The sequence below is a fragment of the Pseudomonas sp. LG1E9 genome (assembly GCF_003290225.1).
Taxonomy (GTDB): domain Bacteria; phylum Pseudomonadota; class Gammaproteobacteria; order Pseudomonadales; family Pseudomonadaceae; genus Aquipseudomonas; species Aquipseudomonas cyclaminis.
In genome coordinates this window covers 3,372,743-3,385,725 of sequence record NZ_CP029983.1, presented here as the reverse complement: position 1 = coordinate 3,385,725, position 12,983 = coordinate 3,372,743, and the positions used below count along the sequence as shown (strand labels likewise).

The following is a 12,983-nucleotide window of genomic DNA, read 5'->3' as shown; positions in this document are numbered from 1 at the left end:
GGCCCGCAGCCGATGCAGGCGTTATCGAACGCCTGCATCGGCCCGCCCCTAACGCTGGAGTCGCTCTCGCTCCTGCCGCGTCAGCCGGATAGCCAGCGCGGTTTGTTGCTCGCTGCGCCTGGCACCCAGTTCTGCGTACTCCTTCAAATACGCTGGGCCTACCTTCGGAAAACGCTCCTCAAGTGCATCAATCTGCTTATCGAGCGCGTGGGCCAGCGCCGAGAACTCGTCGGCGTATTTGTTTTTCAAGTAATTAAGCCAATATTCACGGGTGATCAGTTTTTCATCGAAATCTGGTTCGCGTTCACGCGCCAGGACATCAACGTAGGCATCGTCGATATCGGCCTGGCTGACCTGTGCCAGGTCGGCATACAACATGCCCGAGGGTTGCGTGGGCAACTGTAGACGCTCGGCAAGGCCGATACGGTAAGCCAGCCGTACTTCGGCGGGATCGATATGCGGGCTGCGCTCGATAGCGGCCCGGGCAATGTCCTCCACCGCCTCCAGACGGATCATGCTCCTGGCCAGTGCCAACAGCGCAGCGCCGTCTTGCGCCAGCTCAGACTCTCTAAGCGCATCGAACTCCAGGACGCTCGTTTCAAGCTCGTTGAAAATCAGGATTCGACCGTCACCGCACGTAGCACCCGGTATAAGGGCCGTCGCCCTGGCGAATATGTACCGCCTCAGTTGCAGACTATCGCCCATCGCGTCCAGCACCGCCCATACTCGCCGCCTCAACTCGGCAGGAAACTGAAGAAAGTCTACGGTGTCCGCCAACCGGGAAAGCACAAAGAAAAAGTCCGCGCTGCCCTCTTCAGCCACGAGTACATCCCACGCGGCATGCCTGGGGGAGTCAGCCTCCAGCGTGGCAAACCAACGGTTTTTCTGGACGTGCACAGGCTCAATGTCCGGGTGATTTTGAAAGACGTGCTCCGCCCCGGAAAACTCGGCTTCACTGGTCGAGCGAGAGGGGTTGATAAGGCCTTCCAGCTCCTGGGCGGAATACCCCAGGCCATTGCCGGTCTGGAGCAGATAGGTGCGTAAATCTTCAAGCTCATGCAGCCCAAGCTCATTTCCCGAGAGCGTGGTGCCGGCCATCAATTGTTGATGCCGCGGCTCCAGGGCGGCGGCAGGGATAGTCTCGATCCAGTTGTTGCCCAGGTCCATCTGACGCAGCCGTGGCAGCTCAAGCACAGCGCTCGGCCAATCCTCCAGGAGGTTGTGCTGCAGGTTCAGTGATTCAAGCCTGTTCAAGCCCGTGGCATCCACCCGTCTAAGGATATTGCCGCTCAGGTCCAACCATGCCAGTTCAGGCATATTGCCCAGGAGCGGCTGTAATACGATCGAGTTACGCAGTCGGTTACCGCTGAAGTCCAGCCGGCTTAACGAATGAAATTCGTTGAGCACGTTCGGCAAGACGGGCAGCGCGTTATGACTGAGCGTCAAGTTTTTTACATGGGCGAAACTGCGCAGAAACCCGCTGGAGCCCTCTGCCGTCAGGGCGACGCCGCTCAGGTCAAGCTCGTTTACATGCGCGAAATAAGCCGGCACGGCAGGTAGATCCCCCAACGTCAGGCCCGACAAGTTCAATTGTTGAGCGCTCTCTGGCACAAACGCCGAGGGTTCTGCCCGCAATGTGAAACGCCAACCCTGCAGCAATCGATCCGCCGCCCTGCGCCGGTCCAGCGCACTGATCCCGCTTTCACTCTGATAATCCTCAGCACCGATCCACTGATTCAACAGCGATACCCACTCGTCGTATTGCCTCTCCCACTCGACCAATTTGGCCTCGACCTTAAACGCGTCGTGACCGCTGACACCCAACTCATCCATCCATGCCTGCGCCTGGGCGTCGTCCAGCGAAGGGTTCAGCCGTTGCAGCCGCTCGGCTGGGGTTGGCCTGACACGCGCGGGGTCTGAGATACCGGGCAGCGCAGTGAGCCACTCGGGACGCTGGTGAAGGTCATCCGGGAAATACTCAGGGTCGCCTCCGGTCAACCCCTGAAACAGCAGGTCGTGGGGTATGCCCAATGGGTTTTCCAACGTGTCCATTGGGTGATCCTGGGTGTAGCGTCGCGCAAACAACCGCGCTTGCGCACGTGCTTGAGTGGTAAGGCGGCAGCCCCGCAGGCTGGTGCCGAGCAGCAAGGGATCATGCCCCTCCAAGGCCGCCTCGGGGATAGCGGTCACCGCACTGTGGCTCAGGTCCAGACGTTCCAGGTGTTGCCAGCCTTGCGGCCAGGCGTTAATTGCACTGTGACTCAGATCCAGGCTACGCAGTTGTTCGAGACTGCGCGCATCCAGACTGCCGATTGGGTTGTACTGCAATTGCAAGGATGAAAGCTGCGCGAACGTGTTCAACCTGGCTTGTGTGGACGCAGTAATGACCAACCTGTTGCGCGAAAGGTCCAACTGCCTGAGGGTTTCAAATCGAGTGAGTGTCGACGGCAGTTCCGTCAGGTTATTCCCTGCAAGGCTGACGGCCTGGAGCCCGGTAAAATGGTCGAGCCACGGGTTGATGGCTTCGATGGGGGCACCTGCACCGCTCAAGTTCAGGTCGCGAACATGGGCAAAACCGGCCGTCGGCAACGGCGGCAAAGCACCCAGCCGACTTCCTGACAGATCGAGCCGCGAGCCTGCCGGCGCATCGCCCTCGAAATGGCCGGGCTGACCAGGGGTGATAAAGCGCTGCGCTAAACCCGCACGCCAACACTCCAGCAGCTTTTCGGCGGCCATATCCCGGGACGCATCTTGCTGGCGCCATTGTTCAAGCTCTGCGGCCAGTCGCTGATATTCTTCACGGACCGTGTTCACACGCGCCACACGCATCGGCGGCGACAACCCCTGCTCGCTGAATTCGGCCATGGCACCCGAAACAAAAACCGGATCACCGTTCCAGAGGCCTCTCAGCACCCCCTCGCAATAGTCCCGCACCAGCCGGGCCTCATCCATCAGATGCGCGGGGTTGCCCTGCAAGTGATCAAACACCGCCTTGAAGTCCTGGGATTCAAACCCTGCCCAATTCATCTGCAAACCGCGCCACACGCGCTCATGCCCGCTGAACATCTCAGGCGGCACCGAATGCAATCGGGTACCCGAGAGATCGAGGGACTCAAGGTGCTCAAGCGCAGTGACGCCACGCGGCCAAGCCCCCAGGGCCCCCGACACGGTCAAGCGACGCAATGATGTCAACTCGCTGACGTCCAGCGTTTGAAGAGCCCCCCCGAGAACCAGCTGCTCCAGCCCCGCCATTCGGTTGATAGCCTGCAACGCCTCACTGGAATACGTGAGTGAAGGCCCTTGAATCAACAGTTCGGTAATACCGGGCAGGCTTGGCAACCGAGCGGCCACCGCGTCCAGGTCCATGGGGTTAACGTAGAGTTCAAGACGCTGTAAACGGGGTAACAACCGGTGCAAGGCCTCGCTCCCCTCGGCAAGCAATCTGGCGCCTGATAACGACACTGTACGCACATGGGAAAAGTCTGCCTCCAGCGTCGGCAACGGCTGCGCCCCGCGAATGTTCAGAACCGCACTGGGCGCGCGATCCCGGTCCAAGCCCTGGCGCCAACAGCCGATCACATCGTCGGCAACACGTGAGCGATAACCATCCTGCCCGGCCCATTGCGCGAGCCTGAGCTGTAATGCCGCCAGTTCGCGTTGACGCGAGGAAAGCATCTGCGAAACCTGCGCATCGCTTTCACCGTCGCGCCTTCGAGACCACAAAAATGCCTCAGCCTCCTCTTCAGGGATATTCGGATAGACACTGCGTAACTGACGAATCAACTGTTCACTCAGGAAAAAAGCCTTGCTCCTGCCCGACAACTCATAGCCCAAACGCCCGCTCGGCAGACGCCATGAGGGCTTTGACCTCGGGATACGCAGCTTGAACACTTGATTGGCCACAACGTCTCGGTGCGACCTGGCATACGCGGCCAACGCCTGTTGTAAATCGGCGCCCTGGCTGGTCGACGGCAGCGCCAGCGCTTGACGGGTTTCGTCCGGCAAGGCATGCATGATTGACGCATAGAAGTTACGACCATGGGGGGGCAATTCATTCAGCGCATTGCCGGCCGCGTCAACGGCTTGAAAACGCTCGTCGATCTTGATCAGGTATCTGCGCATTGCCGCGCTTTCTTCGCCTATGCCGGCCTTCAATGGTCCGTTGATATGACCTTCGCGTATTTCCAGGCGCAGCCCCTCAGGCCACCCTGGCAGGCGCGCAAGGGTATGCAGGGCCAGCCAGTCGCTGTCGACGCCGGCTAGCCTGTCCCGATGCAGCCCGCTGAGTGCCCGTCCAAGGCGCCCCTGTTGCACAGCAATACGCGCGGCGAGATCAAGGCGCTCTGCGGCGTTGCCGGTATCCAGGTCGAGCAGTTGCGCGTGCGCTCGTCTTGACAACGTGGGGAACCGCCGGTGCAGCGAACCGGTGGCGGCGTGGTGCGGGTTTCTTGCGCGCAACAGAGCGCTGAACAAGGCCTGCTGTCTTTGCAGCGCCACGTCTGCAAGCCTCTCATTGAAGACCTGCGTTCTGGTGGCCCCACCCCAGGTTGACTCGCTGCCCAACAGCTGGGCGGCTTCGTCTTCGCTCAGGCCAGCCAAGACAGTCGATGCGAGCTTGCCTTGGAATACATCGTCAATACTGATTTTGAGAGTGGCCTGGTTAGCGCCCGGTGAAAGAGGCCGACCATGGCGCACGGAGCGCCCGCTGAAAATCCTCGTTTCCTGGGCCTGAAGTGGCTCTTTCAAGGGTGCACCAGACCATTCATCGATCAGCGGGGTAACCGGTTCGAAACGGCTGCCCAATTGGCCCAACGCGCAGTTAGCCGCGTCCTCGCCTAGCGGGCCAGTGCTACCCACCAGTTGCTCGATGGGCGTCTTGCCGACATCGACACGCGGGTGCCCCACGGGTTCAGAACCTGCAAACACCTCCAATACCTTTGCCTGCGGCCAGCTTGGCATTTCGACCACGAGACCCAACGCGTACTCATAGCCAGCGTCCCTCGGTGTTCCTCGACGAATCTGGCCGATCAGCTCATCAACCTGCTGGTCGACCTTGAAATCCTCCAGCGTATCGGCCAGCACCGCCGGCACAGGCAAGCCGTCCATGTGCACTTTTCGCAACTGGTCGTCGCTGACACCGCTTATTTCACCCACGGCGCTCAGGGTTTCATCAGAAAAACCCTCCGCGCAATGCCCCAGGCGACGCAGCAGCTTCAGGCGCTCCCACGACAGCGGATACTCATGAATATGTCGCCAGGCACCTTCGCCGTTATGCTCAAGGATCGGCTGGTAAGCCATGTCGTCGTGCGGATGTCTGATTCGCCATTTGCGCAGATCGGCGTCAAAGCTCGTTTCGTAGAATGATCCATCGATACGGATGTAAGTCTTGCCTCCACGCATGTACTGACCCGTCGCATCAGGCCGGACTGCGGAATCAAACACCACGTCGCTCCTGTAGGGTGCCAGGTCAGGCTTCCACAGACGCGCCTTACCGTCAGGCAGGCTGACCCTTACCGTGCTTTCAATGACCGGTTCGACCCTTGGTCTGCTCAGGGCTTTACCCACGCCGGCCGTCACCCCGATCAAGGCGAGGTTTTCTGCCAGGTCTATCAGGTGCACCTTGGCCGCTTTGCGATCGCCTTCACTCCACTCTGACACCGCTTCGAATGTCTCGTACAACAGCTGTGCGACCATGACCCCCAGCATGATTGCACCCAGCACAGGCACGAACCCGGCAACGAAACCCAGTACGAACACCCCCACATTGAGAAACATCGCCAGTTTTCGCTGACGCACCCTGGCATCGACGTCCGCGGTGGGGACGGCATAACTGGCGGCGTCCGACACAACCTTGTCTCGGTTTTGATTGTAGAGATACGTCCAAAGATCAATGGCGTCAGCGCCCGCCGGACTGTCCTTGAACACCAAGGCTGCGGGCGCCAGATAGGGCGTCGGGTTTGGCACCTGGGGAGATCGAGGCAAGGGTGGGAAATTTTTGAGTCGAAAAGGCGTCATGCGACTGACCAACTCATACATATCGCCTATGCCGGGAAACGTGGAACCGATTTTCTCGCGAAAAGTCGCGTCTGCGGCATCCTGCGTGAACTCACTGAAGTAACGCGGCCAATCGGCATGGCTCACGAACTGACTGAAAAAACGCTGATAAGCCGTGGGGCCTGTCACCCGCTGTGTGGGGGCGCCTGGCGTGATAAACCGGTCGCTCAACGTCGCGAGCATGTGGTCGTAATCGCGATAGCGCTTCAGCGGGTGGTACGGGTCGTGGGGTACGTAAAGAATGGGGTAATCAACCTTCTCACCCCCCATGACCTGAAACATCACGCAGCCGGTGATTCGCAGATTCATCAGGCCAACGTCGCGAACCAGCACGGTTTGCGCCCCGATACGGGGTGAGCGCTCGCCTTCAATGACGCGAAGCAGCATGGCGTAGACATCGTCGTCGATATCCTGCTGCAACAAAGCCAATTCGGCGGCGGCCCGCATCGCGGCCTTTTGGCTGAGGGCGAATTGCAACCTTAAGGTGGCCTCGACAGAAGCCTCGGCGGGGTGAAAAAACCGCTTGAGATAGGCCTGATACTGCCCGCCAATATTCAACTGCCGGCACAGTGTCAGAAATTGATGGACTTTCAGCCCCCCCAGGCGCACCGGTAACAAAGGCTCAGAAAGCGATCCTGTTTGCCATCTGAAGCCGGAGGACGAATGGAAAAAACCCTCTTCACACTCGCTCGCCTCGAAGTTGTGGAGCGCGGCCTGAAACAGCTCAAGCTTCAAATAATCATAGGTGCGCGCTTCTATATTCAGATAGCTCACTTGCAGCGACTTTCTGAGACTTATCCAGGTGGACAGCCCGCCGGCAAGCTCAACGCCGTACTGATCCTTGAGTGCCTTTACCAGTAACGGTCGGCCGAACGTCTCGATGTCCTGCAAGGCTGACATCGTCTTATCCAGCACCGTTTGTTCGGTGAAGCTCTCAAGGACACAATCGTGCACTCGCTGACGCCGCTGTGGGGTTGCGCGCCAATACGCCTGCGCCAGCGTTGTATCGGCTTTACTGAGTGCCTCACGACGCGGCGGTGTGGCATCGATCAGCCACGGTGGGACAGCCGCTATCAATGACTTGGCATGAATGCTCGCGGATGCGCCTGCCGTCCGTGCAGGCACGTTTGTCTGGGGAACTACCGACATACTGACTCTCCTGATAATGAAGAGACCAGTTGATCACCGCGCGCGGGCGCATCCGAAGTACTTAGCTATGACGTTTCCTGAACTATCCTGTGGGTGGCACCGCGCCGATACCACCCGACCTGCGGAGGCTTCATGGACACCCCGGACAATAAACCGCCGACCTTATGGCAGATGCTGCAGAGCGTCATGGCTGCGGCCATTGGCGTGCAAAGCGGCAAGAACCGCACGCGCGACTTCACCCACGGCAAACCCAGCCACTTCGTGGTCCTGGGGATTGTGTTCACAGCCGTGTTTGCGCTGACCTTGTTTGGCATCGTCAAGCTGGTGCTGCACCTGGCCGGTGCCTAGCGCAGCAGCAACTGCAGGCTGAACGGGTAACGGTAGGATGCTGGCTTGCCCTGGGCGGACAGCGCACGAAAATTCACCGGTGCCGTGTGCCCCAACAAGCGCCGCGCCTGGGGAATGTCGATCAATTGGAACAACGCCAACTGGCGGTCGCGCCCACCGTGGGCGCTGATATCCACGCCCTTGGCATCATCATTGATCAGCACCATGGCCCACCCGCCTACGGTGAAATGCCCTGCGACCAGGCTCGACAAGCGACCGTCCAGGCGCGCCTGCAGGATCTCGGGTGAACTGTTGACCGCGCTGAACAGCACGTCCTTACCCGGTAACCGCCCACTGGCCTGCAACGCCTGCATGGCGCCCAGGGCCATCTGATCGTTGGCCGACCACACCAGTGCCGTCTGCGGGTAGCGCTTGAACAGTTGCGTCGCTTGCTCGAAGGCGCGCTCGCGGTTCCACTCGCCGTAGACCAACTGGCGCAGGCGCGCCTCGGGATGCTCGGCCAGTGCTCGACGCAGGCCCCGCTCGCGCAACTGCGCTCCCGGGGTGGTCTTGGCGCCGGAAAAGGCCAACAGGTCGAGGGATTGGCCCGGCGCAACCGGCCCGTGCTGGCGCAACAGGTCACGCAGCATCAGGTAGCCCGCCTCTTCATCGTCAGCGACCAGGCTGCCGATCAAACGGATACCACTGCGGGTGCCCAACAGTTGCTCTTGATCGACGGTCAGTGCGCTGTTCACCATCAGCAGCTTGACGCCACTGCCCTCGGCCATGCGCAGGATCTGCGGGGCGACGTACTGCTCATTGACCAGCACCAGGTAATCCGGACGCTGGCTGCCTTGCAGCACCTCACGCGCCTGGAGCAGCGTGTTGGCGACATCGCGCTCGCCATAACGCACACGCAAATCCAGGCCGAGGTCCTTGGCGGCGGCCTGCATGAATTGCGTGTAGCTGACCCAGAAGGTTTCGGTCGACATGCCCGGATTGAGAAACACCACCGACGTGGCATGGGCCATCGCCCCGTACGTCGATCCCAGCAACCAGACACACGTAATCAACACCTTCAACATGGACGCTTGAGCCTCGAAATTAGGCCGCCATGATAGTGGCAATGCCTAAACCAATCGAGGCTCAATCAACGTCCTTTATTGGTGGCTGACCCAGAAAACGGCGGTTCCCACCACCAGAATGATCAAGAACAGAATGGCCCAGGCATCCACGGTACTGTCGGGTTTACGGGCTTTTGTCGGATTGCTCATCGCATCGCCTCTTGTCGGTTTTATAGGTGATTGCACTAAGACTCGCTCACAGTAAAGTCGACGATTGCCCGCATGACAAATGTGGATATCCCGATAACCGTTCTCATTAGTCATTTTGGTTATTTCCATATACCCAAACATCACTTTTGCGCATAAACGCAAACTGGTATCGTGCGCCGGCTCCGTTGGGAGTGCGCGGCCGTGCGCGCAGATTTGCCGAGAACAGGACCTATATGTACGTATACGACGAATACGATCAGCGCATCATCGAGGACCGCGTCAAGCAGTTCCGTGATCAGACCCGACGCTACTTAGCAGGTGAACTGAGCGAAGAAGAGTTCCGCCCTCTGCGCCTGCAAAATGGCCTTTATGTTCAGCGCTTTGCGCCGATGCTGCGGGTGGCCGTGCCCTACGGCCAACTGACTTCGCGCCAGATGCGCATGATGGCCAGGATTGCCCGCGACTTCGACAAAGGCTATGCCCACATCAGTACCCGCCAGAACGTGCAGTTCAACTGGCCGGCCCTGGAAGATGTGCCGGACATCCTGGCTGAACTGGCCACCGTGCAGATGCACGCCATTCAGACCAGCGGTAACTGCCTGCGCAACGTGACCACCGACCAATTCGCCGGCGTTGCTGCCGACGAACTGATCGACCCTCGCCCATGGTGTGAAATCATCCGTCAATGGACCACCTTCCACCCGGAATTCGCCTACCTGCCGCGCAAGTTCAAGATCGCCGTCAACGGCTCGACCTCGGACCGCGCAGCCATCGAAGTCCACGACATCGGCCTGGAGCCGGTGTACAACGCCGCTGGCGAGTTGGGCTTCCGTGTGCTGGTCGGTGGCGGCCTGGGCCGTACGCCGGTGGTGGGCGCATTCATCAACGAGTTCCTGCCGTGGCAGGATCTGTTGAGCTACCTCGACGCCATCCTGCGGGTCTACAACCGCTACGGCCGTCGTGACAACAAGTACAAGGCCCGGATCAAGATCCTGGTCAAGGCGCTGACCCCCGAGGTGTTCGCCCAGAAAGTCGACGCCGAGATGGAACACTTGCGCGGCGGCCAGACCACCCTGACCGAAGCCGAAGCGCATCGCGTTGCCAAGCATTTCGTCGATCCCGAATACAAGGCCCTGGCCAACCAGGACGCCGAAATCGCCGAGCTGGAACGCCAGCATCCAGGCTTTGCCCGCTGGCGTGGCCGCAACACCCTGGCGCACAAAAAGCCGGGCTATGTGGCGGTGACCCTGTCGCTGAAACCGACCGGTGTTGCACCGGGCGACATCACCGACAAGCAGCTGGACGCCGTCGCCGACCTGGCTGACCGCTACAGCTTCGGCCAACTGCGTACCTCTCACGAGCAGAACATCATCCTTGCGGACGTTGAGCAGAGCCAACTGTTCACCCTGTGGGGCGAGCTGCGCGAAGGCGGTTTCGCGACGCCGAACATCGGCCTTTTGACCGACATCATCTGCTGCCCGGGTGGCGACTTCTGCTCCCTGGCCAACGCCAAGTCGATCCCGATTGCCGAATCGATCCAGCGCCGTTTCGACGACCTGGACTACCTGTTCGACATCGGCGAGCTGGACCTGAACATTTCCGGTTGCATGAACGCCTGTGGTCACCACCACGTCGGCCACATCGGCATCCTGGGCGTGGACAAGAAAGGCGAAGAATTCTACCAAGTGTCCCTGGGTGGCAGCGCCAGCCGCGATGCGAGCCTGGGCAAGATCCTCGGCCCGTCCTTCGCCCAGGAAGCCATGCCCGAGGTGATCGGCAAACTGATCGATGTGTACATCGAACAGCGCACCGAAGATGAGCGTTTCATCGACACCTACCAGCGCATCGGCATTGACCTGTTCAAGGAGCGCGTCTATGCAGCGAATCATTAAGAACAACGAAGTCCTCGACGAAACCTGGCACCTGCTGCCCAAGGACGCGAGCTTCGACGGCATCTCCAACTGCGACGACCTGATCGTGCCGTTGGCGCTGTGGCGCGAACACGGCCACGCCCTCAAGGCCCGCGACGGCGGCCTGGGTGTGTGGCTGGACGCCGATGAAGAAGCCGAAGAGATCGGCGCCGACGTGGAACACTTCCAGGTCATCGCGCTGAATTTCCCGGCCTTCACCGACGGTCGCAACTACTCCAACGCCCGCCTGCTGCGTGACCGCTACGGTTACAAGGGCGAGCTGCGGGCGATTGGCGACGTGCTGCGCGACCAGTTGTTCTACCTGCGCCGCTGCGGGTTCGATGCCTTCGCCCTGCGCGCAGACAAAGACCCGTACGAAGCGCTGGAAAGCCTCAAGGACTTCTCGGTGACGTACCAGGCTGCAACGGATGAGCCGCTGCCGCTGTTTCGTCGCCGATAAGTTTGCGGACATGAAAAAGCCCTGGCATGCCAGGGCTTTTTCATGGCTGAAGTTTGATCGACGCCAGCACCTGTTTCTGTCCCATGGAGCATGGGACGCCTTCCGGCTGCGCACGTACGGCCTCAATCACTCCCAGCAACTGGGCTTTGCTGTGGACCAGTTGCGCCTGCATCACTTCGATCTGCGCCACCTTGCTCTCCAAGGCCAGGATGAGTTCGTCGCGCTTGTGCTCCCCCGGCGCGGGCATCAACGCCTTGAGTTCCTGCAAGGTAAACCCGGCCTGTTGCGCGCTCTGGATCAACTGCAGGGTTTGCAACGCGTCTTCTGAATAGCGCCGATAGCCATTGGCTTGGCGTCCCACCTGACTGATCAAGCCTTCGCTCTCGTAAAAGCGGATGCGCGAAGCCGCCAGGCCGCTCTGTTTTGCCAGCTCACCAATATTCATCACAACGCCTGCTTGACATTAAAGTTAACTTTAAGCTTAGCCTGAGGCCTCCCCCACTCAGGAGTCAACGCATGTCACCTTTTGAAGCCTTGCAACTGCCCAACGGCCAAGTCATCGCCAACCGCATCGCCAAGGCGGCGATGGAAGAAAACATGGCCGATATCAACCAGGCGCCGTCCCGCGAATTGAAGCAGTTGTACAAGGCCTGGGCAGACGGCGAACCCGGCCTGCTGTTAACCGGCAATGTAATGATCGACCGCCACGCCATGACCGGCCCCGGCGGCGTGGCCCTGGAAAACGAGCAACACCTGGACAGCTTTCGCGAATGGGCCGATGTGGCGCGCAACAAGGGCGTGCACTTCTGGGTGCAGCTCAGCCATCCAGGGCGCCAGACCATGGCCAATCTCGGCCAGCAAGCGTTGGCGCCGTCCGCCATTGCCCTCGACCTGGGCAGTTTTTCCAAGATGTTCGCCAAGCCCAAAGCCATGAGCGAAGACGAAATCCAGGACGTGATCCAGCGCTTCGCCACCAGCGCACGCCTGGCCGAGAAAGCCGGCTTTACCGGCGTGCAGATCCACGGCGCCCACGGCTATTTGCTGAGTCAGTTTCTCTCGCCCTTGAGCAACCACCGCACTGACCGCTGGGGCGGCTCGCTGGACAACCGTGCACGCCTGCTGCTGGAAGTGATTCACGCCGTGCGCGCCAGCGTCAGCCCGTCGTTTTGCGTGGCGGTCAAACTCAATTCGGCGGATTTCCAGCGCGGCGGCTTTGACGAAACCGATGCGCGGGCAGTGGTGGAAATGCTCAACCCATTGCCCATCGACCTGCTGGAACTGTCCGGCGGCAGCTATGAAGCGCCCGCCATGCAAGGCGAAGCACGGGACGGTCGCACGCTCGCCCGTGAAGCGTACTTCCTTGAATTTGCCGCCCAAATGGCCAGCGTCGCCAGCATGCCCGTGATGGTCACCGGGGGCATTCGCCGCCTGCCTATCGTGCAGCAAGTGCTGGACAGCGGCATCGCCATGGCCGGTATCGCCACCGCCCTGACGCTGGAACCGCAGTTGATCAAACACTGGCGCGAAGGTCGCGACCTCAACCCGCAACTCAAGCCGATCGACTGGAAGCGCAAGCCCCTGGCCTCGCTCGCCACGCTCGCCGTGGTGCGCAACCAGATGCGCCGCCTCAGCCGTGGTCGGCGGCCCAACCCCAAGGTGATGCCCTGGTTGGCACTGGCGTGTGACCAATGGTTTATCGCCCGCCGCACACGGCAATACCGCGCCGCCATGACGCAATCTTCACATTAAAGAAGGAGCATTCGTCGTGATCGAACTGTCCCCTATTGATCAGCAGCTTTTAACCTCACT

7 protein-coding genes are annotated in these 12,983 nt (G+C 60.3%); 4 read left to right on the top strand and 3 right to left on the bottom strand.

Annotated elements, in window-relative coordinates:
- Positions 1-48: 48 nt before the first annotated feature.
- Positions 49-7,203: an NEL-type E3 ubiquitin ligase domain-containing protein gene (locus tag DNK50_RS15640; RefSeq protein WP_112194985.1), complete on the bottom strand. Its 7,155-nt coding sequence runs from the start codon at positions 7,201-7,203 to the stop codon at positions 49-51.
- 132 nt (positions 7,204-7,335) lie between these two features.
- Between DNK50_RS15640 and DNK50_RS15635 the strand changes: the two genes are divergently transcribed.
- Positions 7,336-7,551, top strand: a complete 216-nt coding sequence (locus DNK50_RS15635; RefSeq protein WP_099582794.1) for a DUF2970 domain-containing protein — start codon at positions 7,336-7,338, stop codon at positions 7,549-7,551.
- On the opposite strand, the gene DNK50_RS15630 is transcribed toward DNK50_RS15635, so the two are convergent.
- Positions 7,548-8,615 carry an ABC transporter substrate-binding protein gene (locus DNK50_RS15630; protein ID WP_112194983.1) on the bottom strand — a complete coding sequence of 356 codons (1,068 nt, stop codon included), beginning with the start codon at positions 8,613-8,615 and terminating at the stop codon, positions 7,548-7,550. The genes DNK50_RS15635 and DNK50_RS15630 overlap by 4 nt on opposite strands.
- Positions 8,616-9,037: 422 nt before the next feature.
- Here DNK50_RS15630 and DNK50_RS15625 point away from each other — a divergent pair, with 422 nt between their 5' ends.
- Positions 9,038-10,696 (top strand): nitrite/sulfite reductase, encoded by a 1,659-nt coding sequence (locus tag DNK50_RS15625; protein WP_112194981.1) that lies wholly within the window; start codon positions 9,038-9,040, stop codon positions 10,694-10,696.
- Positions 10,680-11,174, top strand: coding sequence for a DUF934 domain-containing protein (locus DNK50_RS15620; protein ID WP_003235539.1), 495 nt, complete (start codon positions 10,680-10,682; stop codon positions 11,172-11,174). The genes DNK50_RS15625 and DNK50_RS15620 overlap by 17 nt, the downstream gene beginning before the upstream one ends.
- Before the next feature lie 40 nt (positions 11,175-11,214).
- On the opposite strand, the gene DNK50_RS15615 is transcribed toward DNK50_RS15620, so the two are convergent.
- A complete protein-coding gene (locus DNK50_RS15615; RefSeq protein WP_099582791.1) occupies positions 11,215-11,619 on the bottom strand; it encodes a MerR family transcriptional regulator in 405 nt (134 codons plus the stop codon).
- Between the two features lie 71 nt (positions 11,620-11,690).
- On the opposite strand from DNK50_RS15615, the gene DNK50_RS15610 reads away from it, so the two are divergent.
- Positions 11,691-12,923, top strand: a complete 1,233-nt coding sequence (locus DNK50_RS15610) for an NADH:flavin oxidoreductase/NADH oxidase family protein (RefSeq protein WP_112194979.1) — start codon at positions 11,691-11,693, stop codon at positions 12,921-12,923.
- Positions 12,924-12,983: the final 60 nt, after the last annotated feature.